This is a genomic window from Flavobacterium aestivum (assembly GCF_026870175.2).
In the GTDB taxonomy this organism is placed as follows: Bacteria; Bacteroidota; Bacteroidia; order Flavobacteriales; family Flavobacteriaceae; genus Flavobacterium; species Flavobacterium aestivum.
The window spans coordinates 460,621-482,685 of sequence record NZ_CP113977.2 but is presented as its reverse complement, the minus strand read 5'-3'; the positions used below and the strand labels follow the sequence as shown (position 1 = coordinate 482,685).

Here is a 22,065-nt window from a genome sequence, read left to right as displayed (position 1 = left end):
TTTAAGCCGACCATTCAGAGCTATTAAAGTCTCTATTTACTCTCTGTTTGGTCGTATTTTTAAGGTTAGTATTCTCGTTATTTATTTGATTTTTATTATAAGATTCTTTATTGCCACCAAGTGCGATGCTATGCTCATAGCTTAATCCTTCCATTACTTCATTAAGTGAAGTTTCGAAATCATCGATATACTCAGTTTGTTTTGCTTTGCGTCCTTTCAAGTGTCCTAAAGCATTGGTTTTTTGTTCGTCCATTTCAGCATGAGATTGTGAAGTCCCAATCGATCTAGGACAACTCATTATAAATTTTTCATCCAGTGTGTATAAATCAGCAAAGGTTTCATCCCATACTACTTTTACCTGAGCGCCTGTGGTGTAACCTGTAGCTTTAGCAATCAATTCAGTCCCTACGCCTCCAAATTGTGGTATTTCGAACTGGAATAACTCACTATCACTGTATCCTTTGGTACGATAAACATTTACATATCCTCGCATATAACTTACATCTACTTTGGTATGCTTAGCAAACAAATAGCGCATTACTATTGGTTCAAGCGGTTGGCAATTTGGGTGTTTAATTGCGAAGCGTTCTACAGGCGCAACACCATCACGTAGTTTGGTAGCATTCCAACGCTTAATAAGTTCATGCATCTGAATTACAGCATCATCATAGGTCGGCATATCATCGATATTGATATGATCAGGATTTGCCTGACCTTCTAAACCAGTTCCCCATGATGTTGAAAGGAAGTTTTGAATGTCTTTTAAACTGCGTTTAAACAAACGGAATTGAGTTTCTGCAGGGTTTGCTTGTGAATTACCCGCTTCAATGGTTCTTACTTTGTTGAAAGCAAGATTTAAGAATGATTTGCTTTCTTTTGAAGTAAATGCTCCGTGGTTATCAGAAATAAACTCGAACATCGTTTGATTGCCTCCGTTTTCAATAGCCATTTTAACAGCTGCTTTAGTCATAGCTTCAGTTTCTTTGTGAGAACCTACAGGAGCAACGGACCAACCCGCAATGTGTCTACTTGCTACATCAGTAATAAGAATTACATATAGTTTCATTGTATGCCACTTGCCGTCAGCTTTTTTATACTTGTAGTTGATAGTTCCTGAACCATCACCCGCAAATAATGAGTGTGCGTATTGTAATCTTTCTGTAGTTACGTATGTTTGAACGTGCTTTTTGTAATAGTCTTCACCGTGACGCGCTCTAGCTGTTTTGATTTGTGAGCTAAAACGGGTCAAATGATGACAAAAAGTACGATAGGCTACAGGCTGTAAGTCAAATTCTTGAACATCTTCGCAATAATCACGCTCCCAAAGTGTGCGGATATATTCTTTTGACGAACCGCCAGGATTCATATACAGATGAAACATCATAGCCTGATGTATATCAAACTGGTAAATTTGACCTGTGCTTTCGTCAATTAAAGGGAATTTACCCACTATTTGGGCGTTGTCATTTCCATATTTACCCGAAATAAAGAACTTCAATTGTTCGATTGTATCGCCTGTAAATGGAAACTCATTTATCTTATTGCGTAAATAGGCAGGAGAATTGATTTTAAAACCTTCCAGTTCCAGCGGTGCCAACATATCAGTACACACTTGGTAGAAGTCCTGTTTTTTATTGATTCCAAGTAACTTGAAGTTATCATTAAACAATTGTTTCATTATCCAAATGCACCAAGCACGTCCAGTCGCCATTTGTTCGGCTTGTTTTTGATTGAAGCCTACAATTGCACTGTACATGTAATAAGTAATGTCAGTATTGTCAATGAACGTGTTTACTTGCGCTTGGATAGCGTTTTTTAATTGATTTTGCTTGTTAGATTTATCAGCACTTTGCAGAGCCTCATACGCTTGTAGAAGCTCATGCTTTGCGCCAAATTTTGAACGGTAGTGAGTTGGTTTGCGATCAGGTAAACAATCGTAGTCGTAGTAAAACGTCCCGTTTGCTTTGCCCCAACGCCAAGCACTTCCTGTATTGGGTAAAAAGTCGCCGTATTTATAGCCTTTTTGGATTGATTTTTTGAATAGTGCTCTAGCACGTGTTCTTAAATATTCTTCTGTTACTTGACAAATTTGTAATACCAAGCGTTGCGAAACCCATAAGGTTTCACCGTCTTTGTAATTACGTATAATGATGTCTTGGGGTAACAGTTGCATTCGTACGAATTAGTTGATTAACATTTTTTCTAATTCTGCAAACTTTTCCATGATTAGTTTGGCAGCAACTGATTCTTGTTTTCTTTCGTTTGTCACTACTTTTTTGCAATAAACTTTACTCTTACCTGTCATACTATGAAGCAGTTCCCAAGTTTTAAATTTTCTCGCTTGTTCAATTAATATGCTCATATCTTAAAATTTATTATACATTTGTATCGTTAGAGTGATACAAATATAGATATTTTTCAATACTAATTAATAAAAACATAGACTTATTTCAATATGAGTATAGAAAAAATTACACATAGGTTATGTAAATACATGGAATACAAAGGATTGAATCCTAACAATATTACCGTTGACGCAGGCTTATCTGTAGGATTAATTGGTAAAGCCATTAAGAATTCAGCTGGTTTGAACTCAGATACTATAGAAAAAATTCTACATTCTTATATAGACTTAAATCCTATTTGGTTTGTTTTAGGAGAGGGTGAGATGTTAAAACCAAATGTGCAGGATATGTCACACTTTGAAAATGTCACAAAAACTGTCACATTTTCGGAAGAAACGAAAAATAAAGAAAATGTATCACTTTTAGTAAATGAGGACAAATCTGTTTTGTCTAGCAAAATGCCAAAGATTGTTACTGTAAGTGAAAGCGGGAAGGATAATGTAGTACTGGTACCTACTAAAGCTGCAGCTGGGTATTTATTAGGTTATGGAGATCCACACTTTGTACAGACATTACCAACCTTTAGTTTGCCAAATATTCAGAATGGTACTTTTAGAATGTTTCAAGTATCAGGTCATTCTATGTATCCAACTTTAAACGATGGGTCTTATGTAGTTGGTGAATGGGTAGAGAATTGGATTAAAGACATAAAAGACAATCGTATATATGTGATTGTCAGTAATGATGGTATTCTTGTTAAGCGTGTTTTAAACCGTTTGAAAAAATATGACAATTTATATTTGAAATCAGATAATAGAAAGGAGTATCCTAATATATCTCTAGAGACATATCATATAAAAGAAGTCTGGGCTGTAAAAATGCACCTTTCTTTTGAATTACCTGACCCAACCGTATTATATGACCGTGTAGGGGACTTAGAAGCTGAAATCGACCATATAAAATCACTTTTAAAAAGCAAAAATTAAACCATTCATTTGACTAACTTTAATTTTCGACCTTTTTTATTAAAGAAGAATTAAACCTTTTTAAACCTTTTTTAGTATTAATGTCTTAGTTTATAGTGTATGTTTGGTATTGCCCCTAATAAGATTGTAATTGTTGCCAATTTTAACATATAATTTTTCAGCTTTAAAATAGCACAAAAAGGCACTATCTGATATGGATTTTGCAGTATAATAGTCTCCCAAATAAGTATAGGATTTAGCAATGTTAGCGGTATCATTACTGTTTTTTGATCGTTCTAGAATGAGTTTAGAAGTGTCAAAATAACCTTTCCAATCATTCATGTTATAATAACGATTGGCAATTTTAAATAAGTTGACTTTGTTTATGGAGTCATCTTTTTGAGCTATAATAATTTCAAATGCTTTCTGATTGTATTGCTGTTTAGACTTAAGTGGTAAACGAATGTCATTAGCTAGCGATAAATAAGATGAAAGACTGTCTTTAGATGAAATGACATTATCTTTTGATTTATTTTTATTGGTGCAAGCAATAAGAAGAATGAAAAAAAAGGATAATATGAAATAATTATTTTTCAAAAGATAGATTTGGGTTCAATCAAAAATACTAATTTTTTTGTTAATAAAAAAGGCTGTCATTATAATTGACAGCCTTTATATTGATTTATTTTTTAGAATAATTAATCTGCTTTTCTATGTCCTCCAGAATCTTGACCTCCACTACCATCTATATCTACTAGTATTTGGCTGTTTAATGAAGCTAATGATTCGTTTCCTGTATAATCTGCTTTTCTATGTCCACCAGAATCTTGCCCTCCACTACCATCAATAGGAGTGATTGTGGTGTTGCTAGCAATTGTTGATGCTGTTGTTTCAGTTGTAGTAAATGAAGTTAATGCCATTACTACTGCAATTAGTCCGATTGTTACTGTAGATTTTTTCATGATTTGAGTTTTTTATGGTTATAAATTTTTTACTTTTTTCAATCCCTTTTTGCAGGATTTCCATTGTAAAATTACATCTCAAAACTCAACTTTTCTTACATTACAAGGCCTTTGTGGTGGTTCACCTTCGTCTGTTAGTGGATGGATATTAAATCATGGTGAATGGTTTGTTTTTATACTTCTATGTAATTTTCGTTGGAAAAATCACTTATAATGAAGTCTATATTTTTCTTGTAAGATTTAGAAAACGGAAGCTTTATGGTGGTATTTTTAATATAGCAAACTGAGTTTCCGGTATGAATTCTAGCTATGTAGTTGCGATTGATAATAAAGCTATTGTGAATTCTAACAAAGGGGGTTGACAGTACAGCTTCAAAATGTTTTAAAGTTTTAAAAGCGGTGACGACTTCTCCGTTATTCAAATGAATATCTGTTGAATTATTATCGGCTTGTAAATAGCAAATGTCTTTCGAATCAATATATCTATGGTCCCCATACGATTTGATGCATAGTATATGATTTTTTTTCTTGTGTGAAGTTTCAATAGATAGGGTTGATATAGAGTTTTCTTCATGGTGTGGGGATTGAATTATAAAAATCTCATCATCCCAATGTATTTTTTTCAATTTTAAGATTAATTTTTTAAAATCGATTTTCTTTAGAGGTTTTATTAAATAATCAGTTACTTCATATTGTATAGCTTCATAGGCTAAATCTTTTTTTGATGTGGTTATAATAATTTTTGGGATAACTGTTAGGTATCTATACAATGTATCAATTAGATTCAGGGAAAGCTTGCTTTTTTTGTGTACTGGATCTATTTCGATAAAAATTAGTTTGGGGCTATGCTCTATAATTAGATTTAGAGCGTCGGCATAATTATATGCTTCTGCAATAAAGTGAAGTTCTGAAAAATTAGCAGTAATGGCTTTCGTTTTCAAAACACTTTCTGGATCATCGTCAATTATAATGTACGAATAATTCATTAATAGTTTTCCTATTTGGTTAATTGCGTAACGAACTGTAGTTCTTTTGGTAGACTTTTGCTTTAGCTAATTATAATAATTCATTGGGACTAATGAAAAAAACTAGCTAATTGTGACTCTAAAATGGAATTGATATTGTTTAAATATAATAAAATTACGCAAATCAATTTTTTTTATGCTTATTTGTTAATATCTATAAATTGAATGTTAATACATTGTGACGAAATACATATAAATACGATAAAATGCATTTGTTTGTCGATGAAAAGTGTCAAACAAACTATATTCTTTTGAGTAAAAGATAAATTAAAAAAGCTGTAGATAGTTTGTTTATTTATGGGTAAAAAAAAGTGCTTCTCAATAAATTGGAAGCACTTTTTATATTAAATAGAATCGGTAATTACATTTTCATTAACCAGTTTTTCATAGAAACTTCGTTTTCAATAATAGATTTCAAGTCGGCAATGGATACACGATCTTGTTTCATTGTATCTCTATGACGAATAGTTACCGTTTGGTCTTCGATAGTTTGATGATCTACTGTGATACAGAAAGGAGTTCCCAATGCATCTTGTCTTCTGTAGCGACGACCTACAGCGTCTTTTTCATCATAAGCAACGTTGAAATCCCATTTCAAATCATCAATGATTTTTTTAGAAATTTCTGGTAATCCGTCTTTTTTAACTAATGGTAAAACGGCCGCTTTTGTTGGGGCTAAAACTGCTGGTAATTTCAGTACTGTTCTTGTAGAGCCATCTTCTAGTGTTTCTTCTTTTAGCGAAGTAGCGAAAACAGCCAAGAACATTCTATCTAATCCCACAGAGGTTTCTACCACATAAGGAACGTAGTTTTGATTTAGTTCGGTATCAAAATATTGTAGTTTTCTACCTGAATATTGTTCGTGTGCTTTTAAGTCAAAATCAGTTCTAGAGTGAATTCCTTCCAATTCTTTGAAACCAAAAGGGAAATTAAATTCAATATCGGCCGCAGCATTGGCATAATGAGCCAATTTTTCATGATCGTGAAAACGGTAATTTTCTTTTCCTAATCCTAGAGATAAATGCCAGTTTAAACGAGTTGCTTTCCAGTGTTCGTACCATTGCATTTCTTCGCCTGGACGCACAAAAAATTGCATTTCCATTTGTTCAAATTCACGCATACGGAAGATGAATTGTCTTGCTACGATTTCATTTCTAAAAGCTTTTCCAGTTTGTGCAATTCCAAAAGGAACTTTCATTCTTCCTGATTTTTGTACGTTTAGGAAGTTAACAAAAATACCTTGTGCAGTTTCTGGACGCAAATACAAATCCATTGCATTTTCAGCAGAAGCTCCTAATTTGGTGCCAAACATTAAGTTGAATTGTTTTACATCTGTCCAGTTTCTGGAACCTGATTCAGGGCAGGCAATTTCCAATTCTTCAATCAATGCTTTTACATCATCCAAATCATTGTTACCCAAAGAACGTCCCATTCTTTCCAGAATTTCTCTTTCTCTGGCTTTGTATTCCATCACTCTTGCGTTGGTGGTTACAAACTCTTGTTCGTTAAAAGCATCGCCAAAACGAGTTTTGGCTTTTTCGATTTCCTTGATTGCTTTTTGATTTAACTTTTCAGCATAATCTTCAATAAGGACATCGGCTCTATATCTTTTTTTCGAATCTTTGTTGTCTATCAATGGATCATTGAAGGCATCTACGTGACCTGATGCTTTCCAAGTGGTTGGATGCATCAATATAGCCGCGTCTAGACCTACGATGTTCTCGTTCATTTGAACCATCGATTTCCACCAATATTCGCGTATATTCTTTTTTAATTCTACTCCGTTTTGTGCATAATCATAGACTGCACTTAAACCATCGTATATTTCGCTTGACGGAAAGATAAATCCGTACTCTTTTGCATGCGAAATTACATTCTTAAATAAATCTTCTTGTTTTGCCATAGTATTGCAAAAATATAAAAAGAGAAATTAAAAAAAGAAAAAAAATGAAATTTGAAGTCATGGTTTTCTTATTTTTATGGATAAATCTATTTTTTATGTTTAATTCCTTGATTAATTTATTTTTCCCAAAGGTTTGTGCTGGTTGTAAATCATTTATAGGCGCGAATGAATATGTAATTTGTACTTTTTGCCGTCATGAATTACCTTTAACGAACCATCATTTGAGTCTTGAAAATGAAGCTTTCAAGAAATTTTATGGACAGATTCCTGTCGAATATGCTTCGGCTTTATTGTATTTCCATAAAAAGGGAATCGTTCAGGAATTGATTCATAATTTGAAGTACAAAGGGCATGAAGAGATAGGGACTGTTTTAGGCGAATGGTATGCTGCTGATTTAATGAACAGTGAGATAGCCAAAAATGCAGATGTGATTATTCCGGTGCCTTTGCATAAAAAAAGATTGAAAGAGAGAGGTTATAATCAAGTTACCAATTTTGGTATGGCGTTATCCGAAAATTTTAATATTCCATTGAATGATACAATTCTTTACCGAAAAAGATATTCTAAAACCCAATCAAAGAAAGATCTTTTGGGAAGATCTGAAGGAATTGAGACTGTTTTTGACGTTGCTTTTACCGAAAAAGACGCCAATAAGCATTATCTCTTGATAGATGATGTACTAACTACTGGAGCGACTCTGGAGGCATGTTCGAGAGCATTACTTAAAATCCCTGGAGCAAAGATTAGTATCGTTTGTATGGCTATGGCACATTCGTGATGCGCGTGAGGGATAGAAGCTAGCTACCGAAGTAGCGCGGATAGCCCGACAGAATAAAGAAAGGGACCGATTCACCAGTATGATGAGTTGGTCCCTTTTTTTATTGTGGCACGCCCAAACTAAGTTTAGCGTACTGATAAAGTAAATGAAATTGAAAACTATTTTCGTGCATAGGTTTTGAAATACCCGCATTCATTGATGATTTCTTTATAGTATTTCGTTTTCGAATAATTAGCTTTTAGATTTTTGAAACCTTGCCAAGCAATAAAATTGGTTTTATCATCCTGAATGTCCCAAGTTGATAAATTTAGCGAATAGTATTTTTTGTTGTAATAGTCGTTGCGTTCACATTTAGCAATCATGTACTGGGTTTTAGCTTTTTGTTCGTTGTTTTTGGTTGCCAAAAATGCTTTTTCGTAATAGGCTTTTGCCAATGAACAATTGGTAATCATATTTCGGATAGGATCTCTGAAAAAATCTGGTGTAGAACCAAATCCAGCTATATTTCCTTCATAGAACAGTCGGGCATTGCCAAAATGAGTAATGTTGTAAAAAGCATTTGCAATCAAAAGATTGTTGTTATAAACATCTGCTTGTTTGGTCACATTATCTTGCATTTTATTGATGATGGTTAGAAAATCAATAATGGTGTATTTCTTCTTTTGTGATGCTTGGTGATCACAGTCGTGGCAATCTTGGATGTTGCCTAGAAACGGATTTCCATAAAAAAGAGTGTTTTGAAGCTTATCTGATTGTTTCATAAACGCAATGGCTTCTGGAATTTTATTTTCAAACGTGGCTTTAACTCCTTGAAAGTAATTAATGTCGGCTAGTTTTATTTCATAAATAGACATACCAATTTTTTCTATTTCGGTTTTATTCTCTTTAGATAGGAAAGTCTTCATGGCAAGGAGCTGTTTTTCATTGTCATAAAAACTAGATTCATGATTGAAAATTTCGCTCATCACGGTATTTTTTTGAGAACGATAAAGTGCTGCCAAATAGTTTTTACTCCATTGTGAGGCATTCTCGTAACGGAAATTCTCAATAGGGTTTTTAGGTAATTCAGAATACAACCAAGATAAATCAGCAAGTATGGTCTTTTCGTTTTCCGGGTTGAGTTGGTCAATTTTACTAAGGTTATTTACGAATCTAAGCAAACGAACTTGACCAATGGCCAAAGGCGTTTTAGGCATTTTGTTTTCGGCCTTGTCAAAATTTTTGTCAGCTTGCTTGAAATTTCCGTTTAGTGTTTCTAGATAACCGGCAGCTACATTCCATAAATAAGGTTTTGACGTTTTATCTGATTGTGCAATTTTGGTAACCAAATCAATAGCCGACTTATGAATACTGTCTTTAGTTCTTTTTTTGTTTTGAAGAACGGTTTTGTCTTTGAAGGATTGATCTATTTTATTTTCTTGATTATTAACTAATCGGGTCAATAAAAAATCCAAATGTTGATTTTTAGGTTGTATTTTATAGATTTCGGCAATGGCTTTTTCTTCATCATTATAATAACCCTGAACAGCCCAAAGAGCTGCTTTTTCGTCGTCGGTTTTAGCCATAGCTAATGATTGTTTCCAGTCCTTTTGGTCTTGGGGGTGAAAACAATAAGCTGAGACGATCCTCAAAGTAGGGCATTTGTCAAATACTTGACTGTAGATAAAATTGGATTTGGCATAATTCTTTTGTTTGTATTCTGCGCCAGCCACATAAGCCAGTGCTCTATAATACAATGTGTTTTTGGGCATTGTTTTTTCCGTTTGGTAAAAAAAACTTACCGCGTTTGTTTGTCGATCACTATAGAAATTTGCTTTCATAACCAAAAACCAATATCTATTTTTTAAGAAAGGATCTTTGGCTTCATTGTATTTTTTTTCAATGGATTTAATCCAATTTAAATTCGTTAATTTTTGGGGTTGAACGGTTTCGTCATAATTCCAAGAATCATATTGTTGAGTCGAGTAGATTTCAACAGTTTGGGCATCATTCAAAAACAACAGAAAGTCTTTTGTTTTACTGTCATTTATCTGGAATTTTTTATTCCACTTTTCAGAAAATTTATTTTTTTTCCCATTTTTGTAATACAGGATTATGTCGGCTACGTCAGCGCTGCTGGAGTCCGTCAGGAAAAAAGTTAAATCTTTCTCATTGATTTTGCCTTCAAGATAAGTCGACCAATCTGATACATTTTCATTGTTGAATCTTGTTAGATGTTCAGTGTCAAAACCAATTCCGTAAAAAATATCGTTTGATAAAAAAAGTGGGGAGTATGATTTATCCACAAAAGTTTCAGGAGTAAAATTGGAATCAAATGACCAACCCCAATCTCCATCTGCACAAGCATAAATGGTTCCGTAAACTAAAAGGGTAAGACCGCTAAAAGCAATCAATAATTTTTTCAAAAAGGGCTGTATCATAATTTTTAATATTGAATTCGTCTAAATCGTAAAAGATAATTTCTTTAGGATTTTGTACTGTATTTTCTTCAAGATCGGTTGCCATTTCTAGCAAATTGGTTGAAGTAATTGTTTCTATTTTCAAGAGATCATTTTCTTTGTAATACGTGCCATCTCTGAAATTAGAACGAGTAACTTTAAACCAGTTTTCTTTTGTAAGAACAAAACTACTGTTATTTTTTAGATTATTTATGTCTATTTTGTTACGAAGACCAATTATTTTTCCGTCCCTTATATGTATGCCCCATGAATAAATTGGTAATGCGATGTTTATGGGTAAAGGATAGTTTTTTAGACTCGACAAATAGCGTTTGGCAATGTTACGATCGTAGATTGAGTTTAAAGAATCAGGAGCTATTTTGCCCATATTATAATACATCAATACACCATGATCTACATTGGGAATTTTCGTTTTTTTGAAATATTTTATTTGATGTAGGCGGATAGTAGCTGAGAGTTTTTTATTCGATACTTTTTTAAAAGCTTCAATGAATTTTAAATAATTGTCTTTGCTTGAAAGAGTCCAGTCACAATCAATTTGGATTTCTTGAATATTGATATTGTTTTTTGTATTGATTTGATAAATGAAATTATTTATTTTTTTTGCTAAATCCAGCACGTTTAACTTCGGATTGAGCATGACCTTGTTTTTGATGTATACGACAGGGATGACTTCAAAATTTGTGATTGCCTCTTCAAAACGAATGGGACTTTTAGGGTAAGCTTTTTGTTTTTCTGGGCTTAAGTCAATATCGAAATACCGAATATAAAGTCTCTTGACTTGGTTTGTGTTCAAGGTATTTTTTTCTTTTGGTGTAAGCCTAAATATGGTTTTCCAGTAATAAAAAGAAATAGTAGGTTTCTCTTTTTGTTGACAAGAAAAAAAGAGGCAGATGATAAAACCAAAAAGGAATAATTTTTTCAAAGAGAGATTATTTTATGGGTTACTCTTTTCTTTTTTTGGCACGATTGTATGCCCAATAGGCAAGTACAACTAGCAAAATAAAAGGGAGGTATGAACCAATTAGTACTCCAATTTGATAGCCATCATCGGGCGCATTTTTAATTTTTTCTTCAATATTTGCATTTTGAAGTAACAAAAAATAAGGTTTCATTGTTATTTGATTAAAGCGTTTTTGGTAAAATCAGAAAGTACAAGTTTTCCGGAAATGGCAGCTCTTTCCTTTAGTAATTTATCCCAATGAGTTGTGCCTTCCCAGATTACTTTTTTCATTTCGGCAAGAGCGTCTGGATTGTAATTAGCCAATCTTTTGGAGAAAGAGTTTATCTCCAGATCTAGTTCTTCATGAGATTCCAGTACTTTGGCATATAATCCTTTTTGGTTGGCCCAAGAGGCTGCTTTCCATTCGTGAGCGGCCAAAGTCATTTCGGACATTGCTATTTTTCCAATTTTTCTACTTACAGCAGGTTCGATCACAAATGGTCCTATGCCAATTGCTAATTCAGATAATTTGATGGAGCTTTCAGTAGTGGCCAAAGCATAATCACAAGCTGCAATAATACCAACACCTCCACCTACGGCTTTTCCATGAATGCGTCCTACTATTAATTTTTTGCAAGTACGCATGGCATTGATCAGATTGGCAAATCCAGAAAAAAAGCGAGTCCCTTCTTCAAGTGTTGTTACAGCAAGTAATTCATCAAACGATGCACCTGCACAAAAAGCACCGCTGCCTTCGCTTTTCAAAACAATAATTGAAATTTCTGGGTTGTCGCTCAAAAAGGTTAGTTCATTTGTTAATCGATCCAATAATACTCTTGGAAAAGAGTTACTGGCAGGATGTCCAAATTGAACCGTTGCAATTTTATTCTCTATGGTTGTTAAGAGTGTTCCGTTTTTATCTGGTGTTAGCATAATGCAAAATTTTGACGTAAAGTTAGAAAAAGGAATGGAAGCAAATTATTTTTTTTTGGATTTGAACAATAGTCATTTTGAAATTTGCATATTGCTACAATTAAATGTTATATTTGCTCCATCATTATGGGGGATTAGCTCATTTGGCTAGAGCGCTTGCCTGGCAGGCAAGAGGTGACCGGTTCGAATCCGGTATTCTCCACAGTATAAAACCCTAATGTTCATTGTGTGAACTTTAGGGTTTTTTATTTCCCACATTATCACAACTCCTATTTCCTAAAAAAACTTTTTCTATTTTTGTTAGATATGCAAACTAATTTCTATATGAAAAAAATCCTATTTCTGATGGCTGTATCTACTTCAATTGCTTCCTTGGCTCAAGCACAAAAAACAAACGCAATAACTTATCCTACTACTCCAAAAGGGGAAACGGTTGATGTTTATTTTGACACCAAAGTGGATGATCCTTATCGTTGGCTCGAAGATGATAAATCTCCAGAAACAGCCGCCTGGGTAAAAGAAGAGAACAAGGTTGCTTATGATTATTTATCCAAAATTCCCTTTCGTGAAGCCTTGAAAGCTAGGTTGGAAAAACTATGGAATTACGAAAAAATAGGTGCACCATTCAAAGAAGGGAATTCTATTTATTATTATAAAAATAATGGATTGCAAAATCAATCTGTTTTGTATCGAAAAGATGCCAAAGGAAAGGAAGAAGTTTTTCTGGATCCCAATACCTTTTCAAAATTAGGAACGACTTCTTTAGGCGGAGTTGATTTTTCTGAAGATGGTTCAAAAGTGGCTTATGCTATTTCGGAAGGAGGAAGCGATTGGCGAAAAGTAATCTTAATGGATGTCAACAATTTTAAAATTTTGGAGGATACTTTGGTAGACATAAAATTTAGCGGAATATCATGGAAAGGAAATGAAGGGTTTTATTATTCCAGTTATGATAAGCCAAAAGGAAGCGAGCTTTCTGCCAAAACGGATCAGCATAAACTGTATTATCATAAGTTAGGAACTTCTCAAAAAGAAGATAAAGTTATCTTTGGCGCTGACCTAAAAAGACGTTATGTATATGGTAACGTAACCGAAGACAACCATTATCTGGTAATTAATGCAGCCAATTCTACTTACGGAAGCGAGTTATATATTCAGGATTTAACAAAACCTAACAGTCCTATTGTTTGCATTGTAAACAACTTTAATAGTGACAATCATATTATTGATAACGAGGGTGAAAAACTGTTTATAGTAACTGATTTAAATGCACCCAACAAACGCATTGTGAGTGTAGATGTCAATGATCCAAAACCAGAAAACTGGAAAGATGTTATTGCTGAAACCGAGTATGTTTTGACTCCATCTACAGGAGGTGGATACATCTTTGCTAATTACATGAAAGATGCAGTGTCTATCGTAAAACAATATGATTATTCTGGGAAATTAATACGCGAAATACAATTACCGGGATTGGGAACAGTAGGAGGTTTTGGTGCCAAGAAAAAAGAAAAAACACTTTATTATTCGTTTACCAATTATATCACACCAGGATCGATATATTCTTTTGAGCCAAAATCAGGAAAGTCAGCAGTATATCAAAAACCGAAAGTAGACTTCAAAAGTGAAAATTTTGTTTCTACCCAAGTGTTTTATACTTCTAAAGACGGAACAAAGATTCCGATGATTATTACTCATAAAAAAGGATTGAAACTTAACGGAAAGCACCCAACAATTCTCTACGGATATGGTGGATTCAATATTAGCTTGACCCCTAGTTTTGGAATTTCGAATGCTGTTTGGATGGAAAACGGAGGAATCTATGCAGTTGCTAACCTTCGTGGAGGAGGAGAATACGGTAAAAAATGGCATGATGCAGGAACCAAAATGCAAAAACAAAATGTCTTTGATGATTTCATTGCAGCTGCAGAATTCCTAATCGCTCAAAAATATACTTCTTCAGATTTTCTTGCCATTCGTGGAGGATCCAATGGAGGATTATTGGTAGGTGCAACCATGACCCAACGCCCAGATTTAATGAAAGTAGCTTTGCCAGCAGTAGGAGTTATGGATATGTTAAGGTATCATACTTTCACCTCTGGAGCAGGTTGGGCTTTTGATTACGGAACCTCGTCAGACAGTAAAGAAATGTTTGAATATCTAAAATCGTATTCACCAGTACAAAACGTAAAGAAAGGCGTTCAATATCCAGCAACAATGGTAACCACTGGCGATCATGATGATAGAGTGGTTCCTGCGCATAGTTTTAAATATGCTGCTGAGTTACAGGAAAAGCAAACAGGAGTTAATCCTGTTTTAATTAGAATCGATATCAATGCAGGTCATGGGGCTGGAAAATCGGTTGCGGCAACGATACAGGAGAATGTAGATATTCAAGCTTTTACACTCTATAATATGGGTTTTACGGAATTGCCAAAATAAAATAGTTTAATTTTTTACGTCTCAGTAACTTTGCAAGAAGAATAAATCTTAATACTTTTTAGAAAACAAGCTTTTATGTCTTTTGTAGTTAAATTTTTAATTACAAAAGGCATAATTTTTTTATAAAAAAGTTCCCGATATTTGAGACATAAATGCAACAAAAAGCTGAAAATGAAAACAGTCAAATGGGGAATTATAGGATGTGGTAACGTTACCGAAGTCAAAAGTGGACCAGCGTTCCAGAAAATCGCCAACTCAGAGTTGGTTGCCGTTATGCGACGCGATCCCGCTAAAGCCGAAGATTACGCCCGTCGTCACAATGTTCCCAAATGGTACACCAATGCACAAGAACTCATCAACGATCCAGAGGTAAACGCCGTTTATATAGCCACTCCGCCTTCTGCTCACAAAGAATACACCTTGATGTGTGCCAAAGCAGGAAAACCAGTTTATGTAGAAAAGCCTATGGCCATGACTTTTGAAGAATGTAACGAAATGATCAGCACATGTCAAGAAGCCCAAGTTCCTCTCTTTGTGGCATATTACCGAAGACGTCTTCCCAGATTTCTAAAAATTGAAGAACTGCTACATAAGGAGAAGGTCATTGGTACGCCACGTCATGTAAACTGTGTGTTGTATCACTCGTTAGAAACCCGTTATCAAAATCCGCAGCAACTCCCTTGGACCGTTCAACCTGAAATCTCAGGTGGTGGAATCTTTGTTGATTTGGCTTGTCATACACTCGATTTGTTAGATTATCTCTTTGGGTCTATTGTCTCGGTGCGGGGACATGCCACATCACAACAAAAAGCTTATCCAGCCGAAGATACCGTTTCTATGTCTTTTCTTTTTGAAAATGGGATGCATGGTAGTGGTATGTGGAATTTTGGCAGTCACACCCGTCTCGATACGGTAGAGATTGTGGGCGACCAAGGCAAGATTACCTTCGCGACCTTTGGCGATGGACCCATTTTGGTATATGATGCACAAGGCTTGACACAAACCATCATTGTCGAAAATCCAGAACACATTCAGCAATCCCTTATCGAGACAGTAGTAAAGGAGCTTTTGGGAGAGACAGGTTGTCCTTCTACAGGAACCACTGCGGCTAGAACCACTTGGGTCATGGATCAAGTTCTAAACGAACATCGCGAGCAAAAAGGATAGAATTAAACCGTCGACTTGATGTTGAGGTAAATAAATATTTGGAGCCACGAAATAGAAAAAAATCTAGAAAATTGTATTGTCATAATCTAACAAGAAATCGCTTTAAGACAAAAATAATAGTATCCTTTTCGTCTTCAATCACTTCTGTGGAAGTTCTTAAAAATAGCTATATTCTTTCATAATGTTTTACTAAAAAGGAGGAACTCTAGGGAAAAATGTTTAAATTTGAGATATATCAAAAAATCAATACTATTATGAAAGTACAAATCAACACAGACAAGAATGTAGAAGGTAGCGAAAGACTTGATGCTTATTTTTCAAGTGAAACACAAAGAGTATTATCCCGTTTTGATGATAGAGTTACCCGTATAGAAGTGCATTTTGGAGACGAGAATAGTGCAAAATTCGGATTGAATGATAAACGTTGTGTTATCGAAGCCAGACCAGCCAACATGCAGCCTATAGCGGTGACAGAACATGCCGAAACAATCGAAAAAGCATTTAATGGAGCTTTGGATAAAATTAAAAAAACGTTGACTACTGCGTTCGAAAAACAGAAAGCATATTAAAACAACAATGCAAATTAGCGAAGTATATATAACAAGAGAGGCTGTCCCAAAAAGACAGCCTCTCTTTATTTTTGCCACAGATTAAAAAGATTTCCGCAGATTTTATTCAATAAATCTAATTCACTTTTCTCTAATCTGCGGAAATCTTTTTAATTCTATCTAACTCTTTTTGATATTATTGAAAATCAGTTTTTTTCTGCGCTTTAGCTTTAGCTAATCTGTATCATCTGCGTTCAACTGACAATGCATTCAAGTTAGCTATCAGTTGTCAAAGTCTCCATTTTCTTCAAATTTGTGTAGAAAATTATAGTCACGGATAGTCATAAGAAGTTATTCATCAAACAACAAAGTGGCTAGTTGTTCGTCTCTTTGGTACACATCATCATAAAAATGAATCACACCATCTGCATCTACCCAAGCTGTAAAATAACCAATAAACACTGGAATTTTGTTCTTTAGTGTGTGCCAAACTTCTTTATCCTTATTCATGGCAGAGTCTATTTTTTCGGGTGTCCAAATTGGCTCGTCTTTTAGAATTTCCATTGCCAATTCTTTTGGTTTGGCAATACGAATGCATCCATGGCTAAAAGCTCTTTTTTCTCTGTTAAATAATTCTTTAGAAGGCGTATCGTGCAAATAGATAGAATAGGGGTTAGGGAATAAAAATTTCACTAATCCCAACGAATTTTTTGGCCCAGGCTTTTGTCTTATAGCACCGTTAATTCGTTCCATGTTATGTTGAGCAAGATAATTTTTGTTTTCGGCTATGCCTGGCTCGATTTCTTTTTTGACAATGCTTCGAGGTACATTCCAATACGGACTAAAAACAATATACCGCATATTGGCGCTAAAAATCGCGGTTTTATTCAAGTCTTTCCCTACTACAACATTCGATGTCAAAACGGTTTTTCCATCTTTAAAATAAGTCAGCTCATACGAAGGGATGTTTACTACTATTAACTCTTTAGATGCTGCAATGTCTGCAGTTATCCAGCGACAACGTTCCATATTGACCATAATGGTTTTGATACGGTCTACAATAGGAATGTTCAAAGATGCGATAGTTTTTTTTGTAATATGATTGCTCTTGAGGCTACCCATACGCTTTTTGTATTTCAAAATTCCGGTAATAAGGGAGTCGTCATAGGTGCTACTTTTAGAATCGTTAGTCAAATCACCCAAAATAAACAAACGGTGTCTTATTTGGGCAATAGTTTGGGAAGAATCTCCAGGCTTAAAAGCAACGAAACTAGTGTCGGTCTCGATAGGATCCCAAGGGTTGTCTTTTGCTATTTTTTTATATTTTTGAAGTACATCTTTTAAGCTGTAATATTGACCAAACACTTCTTTTTCGTTCTTTTCAATCAAAGAAGGATTGGCAATTATAGAGTCTAGATAATTAACATAGGATAGTTTTTTTCGAGGTAAAAACCAACCCAGTTCGATAGTCTTTTTTGTGTCTAGCCCTTTTAGAACTTTATGGACGTATAGAAAATAATAAGAAGACATGAATAATTCATCCGTAGCATCCGGCTTTGAAAATGCTGCCGAATTCTGAAAAATAGCATTCAATTTTTTTTTGTAAGGAATAGTGGTTTTAACCCCTTCCTCTTCTAAATGGTTTATTTTATTATACAGCAAATGCCCTACTTCAAGTATACCTTTCTTGTCATACCAAATGTATTGATAGTCCCGCTTAAGGTACAATTGAGTTACTTCTTTTTGGTATTCTTGTAATTCAGGATATTTTTTAAAAAAAGGACGAACAAGGGTGCTGTCAAAAGTGGGGCCTAGATTGATTTTGGCTGCCTTTGGTTCAGAACGCTTAGTGTTTTTTTGTTCACAGGAAATGATGAAAAAAGAAAAGCCAAAACTAATTATAATGAGGGATAATAAAAATTTTTTCATATCTAAGGTAATATTTGTTTTATGGAACTCCTATGACTATTTTGATAGGTATTGCCATTTCTCATTACTTTTTTTAATTATGAAATTGTAATGATTTTATAATTAGTTTTTATTCAGCTACGAATATAAAATTACAAAAATAAACGTAGTATTGAGATCATAATAAATGCTTTGTATACTAAAAAAGTTGTCTTAAAGATCGAACTCTAAGACAACTTTTTTAGAAGTATGTAATGTAGAATGCTTTCTTAGAATTGGAAAGCAGCTCCTATTTGGAAAACTTGATTCTTTCCTTGACTGTTGTAATTACCTTCTTTGAATACGCTATTAAAACTAGTAATGAAACGACCGTTGATTGATAATCCGAATGGTAAATTTAATGATGTTCCAAATGCCCAAGCTGGATCAAAAGTTTCATAATCAAAGTCAGGATTAATAAGTGGAGAGTTAGGGTCTGATTTATCACCTATTTTAAAACCAAATTGAGGTCCTGTTTCAAAACTCAATAATTTTACAGCATATATCTTAGCCAATACAGGTACAGTGATATAGTCAATCTTGTAATCACCTATGTTGTTGCTGAAACCTTGACTAGAATATTGTATCTCAGGTTGTATAAAAAGTAAACTTTTTACTAAAGGAATTTCTTTATAGATACCTGCATAATAACCAGTTTGGGTAGTTGAGTTGTAGTAATCACCACTTATAGTTGATATATTAACCCCAGCTCTAACTCCGAATGCTTGCGCTGAAGCAGCATTAGATATTAATACTATAAAAGCACTTAATAGTAAAATTTTTAATGATCGCATAGTTTTTATTTTTAAATTAACAACCCATTTGTAGGGTTTATTAATTCCAAAAGTACTATAAATTTTAATATACATCTGTGTATTTAAAATAAAATAGTAGTAAAAAGGGGTTTTGATATAAACAAAACGGTCATTTGAGTTTTGAATTTATTGATATTAATTGTTAAGATTTTTCATGAGAAATCAATGAAAATTGAAATTTATTGCATTAACTTTGGTTATCAGGTGTTTTATTATTCTTTATGATAATTAAGGAATTACTACTGTGAAAAAATAGTTTTTCACTCTTTGTGCTTTTTATGAACTAAAAATTTAATAGGCATGCATCAAATTATAGAAAAAGGGAAAGCATTAGTGAAAACAAATCGATTTAGAAAAATCTTAAAAAGAATCGGTTTTTTTATTATTGGCTTTTTGGGGATAATACTTATTTTTTTTATTGGGTTGAGGATTTATTTTAATCAAAATAAAGCAACAATAATGACCGAAATCAATCAGAAAATCAATGATAATATTTCGGGTCATGCCAGTATTGGTGATGTAGGGTATAAATTCTTAATTGGTTTTCCAAATTTCACGGTGGTGTTGAATAAAGTAGAACTTCGGGATAGTTTATATGCTATTCATAAAAGAAGTGTGCTTAAAGCAGCCGAAATCGAAGTGCGTTTGAATGTATTGAGTTTATTACATAAAAAAGTCGATATAGAAAAGGTCGTATTGATAGATACCAAAATTGATTTGTTTAAGGATCAAAACGGAGTTTCCAATTCTAATATTTTCAAGCCAAAGCCAAAAACTAACGAACCAAAAAGTAAAACAGAAACTGAAATCGGGGAGGTTGATTTTAAGGATGTTGTTTTTATCTCCCAAAATCTGCAAAGGAATAAATTGTTTCATTTTGAAGTAAACTCTTTAAGATGTAAAATAAATTATAATGACGATGGCTGGGATACGGATTTGTATCTGGATGTTTTTGCTAAGAGCATGGCTTTTAATACCAAAAAAGGTAGTTTCATAAAAGACAAAAGGGTAAAAGGAAAACTGGCGGTTCAATTCTCCAAAACCAAAAATAAAATAGATGTACTTACAGAAAAACTAGGAATAGGAGATGATGATTTTGACATCAAAGCGAGTTTTGGTTTAGACAAGGATCATCCGATGATGGATATTAATATAAAAACCCATATCCTGTGGTTGAATGCTGCACATTTGTTGGATCCTCACATTTTCAAGATTCTAAATCATTTTAACATAACCAAACCCTTAGACGCACAATGCAGCATCAAAGGAGATATGAATGCAGTAGGTGATCCTGAAATAATTGTAGATGCTCAAATCAAAGATAATGTATTGGTATCTTCAGAAGGGGAAACCAAAGATTGTAGTTTTGAAGGGAGGTATACCAATAATTTTAAAAATGGTTTGGGGTATAATGATATCAACTCGGCAGTTATTGTCAAAAATTTTACTGGAAATTACAAAGGGATACCAATAGAAATTCCAGCAGCGGCAATTAATAATTTAGAGAAGCCGGTAGCAACAGGGAATTTGCATTCTAAATTTGATGTAGAAAAATTAGGCAATATTTTTGGGGATGATTTTATAAAATTTAATGGCGGAACGGCCAATGTAGATTTTAAATTCAATGTAGATATTGTGGCATTACGAATTTCAAAACCTCGTTTTACTGGAAAAGTAAACATAGAAAAGGCCAATATGCTTCTTAGATCTAAGAACCTTAGTTTTCAAACCAATATTCTTCTTGATTTTACCGATGAGGCATTATTTATTAGAAATATTAAGTACCAAAGGGATAAGAATATAGTTTTTCTTGATGGGAAAATTGATAATTTTCTTAATCTCTACTATGATGATCCAGAAAAAATGGTAGCAGTCCTGAATATCAATAGTCCTTTTATGGATGTGAAAAAATTTATGGGGGTTTTAACCCATAGTGAAAATAAGAAAGAGTCTCAAAAAGAAGTTAAAAAAGTAGATACTAAAAAAAGAATAGCACTTGTTGAAAAATGCCAAGTGGTGATAAATTTGAATCTGGAAAAGATGGTGTATTCTAATTTGACTGCCAGAAATGCCAAAATTAATATTTTGGCCAATAACAGACGCTTTTATATCAAACAGGGTATGATTGAAACCTGTGGAGGAAAAATTACGTTTGCTTCTCAGCTAATTCCTCAGGGGAATTTATTTGATGTAAAAACTAATGTGAATATTGCAACAGTTGATATCCCTCAATTTTTGACTTCTTTTAAAAATTTTGGGATTAAATCCTTTCAGCCTCAAAACATAAAGGGGAATCTTTCAGCAAAGGCTGATTTATCGATAAAAATGACTCAAAGTGGTGATTTGGTTGATGATTCTGCCAAAGGGAATCTGCAATATGATATTAAAAATGGGTCACTAACCGATTTTAAACCCATAATGAAGGTTGGGAAATATGCTTTTCCTAATAGGGATGTAAGGCATATTGTTTTTAATGATTTGTCGGGACGATTGAATATGAGCGGTAGTTTGGTCAATATTGATTATTTCAAAGTGAGTTCGAATGTACTGAATTTTGATGTTGAGGGGATTTATTCCTTTAAAAAAGGTACTAAATTAGGGTTGACGATTCCGTTGAGAAACCCAAAAGATGATGCAGGAATTAAGGATAAGGCCAAAAGAGATGCATTGCGATACAAAGGAATTGTTCTGCATTTGTTGGTTGTAGATGGCAAGGATGGTGAAATGAAAATAAAAATGGGAAGTCTGTCAGATAAAAATAAATCAACGGCTAGTAAATAGATTCACTTAACATTTTGAATAGAAATAAAATCAAAAAAATAAATATAAACT

18 protein-coding genes and 1 tRNA gene are annotated in these 22,065 nt (G+C 33.8%); 7 read left to right on the top strand and 12 right to left on the bottom strand.

Features of this window, described 5'->3' with window-relative positions; genetic code table 11:
- Nucleotide 1 precedes the first annotated feature (1 nt).
- Together OZP08_RS02165 and OZP08_RS02160 are read right to left on the bottom strand one after the other, a co-directional pair.
- A complete protein-coding gene (locus OZP08_RS02165) occupies nt 2-2,173 on the bottom strand; it encodes an integrase catalytic domain-containing protein (protein WP_281322886.1) in 2,172 nt (723 codons plus the stop codon).
- Nucleotides 2,174-2,182: 9 nt separating this feature from the next.
- On the bottom strand, nt 2,183-2,362 hold the full coding sequence (locus OZP08_RS02160; protein ID WP_268848579.1) for a hypothetical protein: 180 nt from the start codon (nt 2,360-2,362) through the stop codon (nt 2,183-2,185).
- 93 nt (nt 2,363-2,455) lie between these two features.
- On the opposite strand from OZP08_RS02160, the gene OZP08_RS02155 reads away from it, so the two are divergent.
- Nucleotides 2,456-3,331, top strand: a complete 876-nt coding sequence (locus OZP08_RS02155; RefSeq protein WP_268848113.1) for a S24 family peptidase — start codon at nt 2,456-2,458, stop codon at nt 3,329-3,331.
- A 90-nt stretch (nt 3,332-3,421) separates the two neighbouring features.
- Here the strand turns inward: OZP08_RS02155 and OZP08_RS02150 are convergent, their stop codons facing one another.
- From OZP08_RS02150 to OZP08_RS02135, 4 genes are all read right to left on the bottom strand, one after another.
- A complete protein-coding gene (locus OZP08_RS02150; RefSeq protein WP_281322885.1) occupies nt 3,422-3,907 on the bottom strand; it encodes a hypothetical protein in 486 nt (161 codons plus the stop codon).
- 101 nt (nt 3,908-4,008) lie between these two features.
- Complete coding sequence (locus OZP08_RS02145; protein ID WP_268848111.1) at nt 4,009-4,272, bottom strand: hypothetical protein; 264 nt, start codon at nt 4,270-4,272, stop codon at nt 4,009-4,011.
- A 173-nt stretch (nt 4,273-4,445) separates the two neighbouring features.
- Complete coding sequence (locus OZP08_RS02140; RefSeq protein ID WP_281322884.1) at nt 4,446-5,258, bottom strand: LytR/AlgR family response regulator transcription factor; 813 nt, start codon at nt 5,256-5,258, stop codon at nt 4,446-4,448.
- Between the two features lie 400 nt (nt 5,259-5,658).
- A complete protein-coding gene (locus tag OZP08_RS02135) occupies nt 5,659-7,200 on the bottom strand; it encodes a glycine--tRNA ligase (RefSeq protein WP_281322883.1) in 1,542 nt (513 codons plus the stop codon).
- A 95-nt stretch (nt 7,201-7,295) separates the two neighbouring features.
- Here OZP08_RS02135 and OZP08_RS02130 point away from each other — a divergent pair, with 95 nt between their 5' ends.
- Entirely contained in the window at nt 7,296-7,979 is a 684-nt protein-coding gene (locus OZP08_RS02130; RefSeq protein ID WP_268849420.1) for a ComF family protein, read from the top strand.
- A gap of 158 nt (nt 7,980-8,137) precedes the next feature.
- Here the strand turns inward: OZP08_RS02130 and OZP08_RS02125 are convergent, their stop codons facing one another.
- The 4 genes from OZP08_RS02125 to OZP08_RS02110 are packed head-to-tail and all read right to left on the bottom strand — an operon-like array spanning nt 8,138 to nt 12,314.
- Nucleotides 8,138-10,399 carry a hypothetical protein gene (locus OZP08_RS02125; protein WP_281322882.1) on the bottom strand — a complete coding sequence of 754 codons (2,262 nt, stop codon included), beginning with the start codon at nt 10,397-10,399 and terminating at the stop codon, nt 8,138-8,140.
- A complete protein-coding gene (locus OZP08_RS02120; protein WP_281322881.1) occupies nt 10,359-11,363 on the bottom strand; it encodes a hypothetical protein in 1,005 nt (334 codons plus the stop codon). The genes OZP08_RS02125 and OZP08_RS02120 overlap by 41 nt, the downstream gene beginning before the upstream one ends.
- A gap of 19 nt (nt 11,364-11,382) precedes the next feature.
- Nucleotides 11,383-11,553: a hypothetical protein gene (locus OZP08_RS02115; protein ID WP_268848104.1), complete on the bottom strand. Its 171-nt coding sequence runs from the start codon at nt 11,551-11,553 to the stop codon at nt 11,383-11,385.
- A gap of 2 nt (nt 11,554-11,555) precedes the next feature.
- Nucleotides 11,556-12,314 carry an enoyl-CoA hydratase/isomerase family protein gene (locus OZP08_RS02110; protein ID WP_281322880.1) on the bottom strand — a complete coding sequence of 253 codons (759 nt, stop codon included), beginning with the start codon at nt 12,312-12,314 and terminating at the stop codon, nt 11,556-11,558.
- A 128-nt stretch (nt 12,315-12,442) separates the two neighbouring features.
- Here OZP08_RS02110 and OZP08_RS02105 point away from each other — a divergent pair.
- The 4 genes from OZP08_RS02105 (at nt 12,443) to OZP08_RS02090 (ending at nt 16,492) form a co-directional block, all read left to right on the top strand.
- Nucleotides 12,443-12,516 (top strand) — tRNA-Ala (locus OZP08_RS02105).
- A 122-nt stretch (nt 12,517-12,638) separates the two neighbouring features.
- Nucleotides 12,639-14,756: a prolyl oligopeptidase family serine peptidase gene (locus OZP08_RS02100; protein WP_432419627.1), complete on the top strand. Its 2,118-nt coding sequence runs from the start codon at nt 12,639-12,641 to the stop codon at nt 14,754-14,756.
- Nucleotides 14,757-14,927: 171 nt separating this feature from the next.
- Complete coding sequence (locus OZP08_RS02095; RefSeq protein ID WP_268848103.1) at nt 14,928-15,923, top strand: Gfo/Idh/MocA family protein; 996 nt, start codon at nt 14,928-14,930, stop codon at nt 15,921-15,923.
- Between the two features lie 254 nt (nt 15,924-16,177).
- Nucleotides 16,178-16,492 carry an HPF/RaiA family ribosome-associated protein gene (locus OZP08_RS02090; RefSeq protein ID WP_268848102.1) on the top strand — a complete coding sequence of 105 codons (315 nt, stop codon included), beginning with the start codon at nt 16,178-16,180 and terminating at the stop codon, nt 16,490-16,492.
- Between the two features lie 330 nt (nt 16,493-16,822).
- Here OZP08_RS02090 and OZP08_RS02085 read toward each other — a convergent pair whose 3' ends face one another.
- A complete protein-coding gene (locus tag OZP08_RS02085; protein ID WP_281322879.1) occupies nt 16,823-18,400 on the bottom strand; it encodes a L,D-transpeptidase family protein in 1,578 nt (525 codons plus the stop codon).
- 248 nt (nt 18,401-18,648) lie between these two features.
- Entirely contained in the window at nt 18,649-19,212 is a 564-nt protein-coding gene (locus OZP08_RS02080; protein WP_281322878.1) for a porin family protein, read from the bottom strand.
- 321 nt (nt 19,213-19,533) lie between these two features.
- Here OZP08_RS02080 and OZP08_RS02075 point away from each other — a divergent pair, with 321 nt between their 5' ends.
- On the top strand, nt 19,534-22,014 hold the full coding sequence (locus OZP08_RS02075; RefSeq protein WP_281322877.1) for an AsmA family protein: 2,481 nt from the start codon (nt 19,534-19,536) through the stop codon (nt 22,012-22,014).
- The last annotated feature ends 51 nt before the right edge of the window (nt 22,015-22,065 follow it).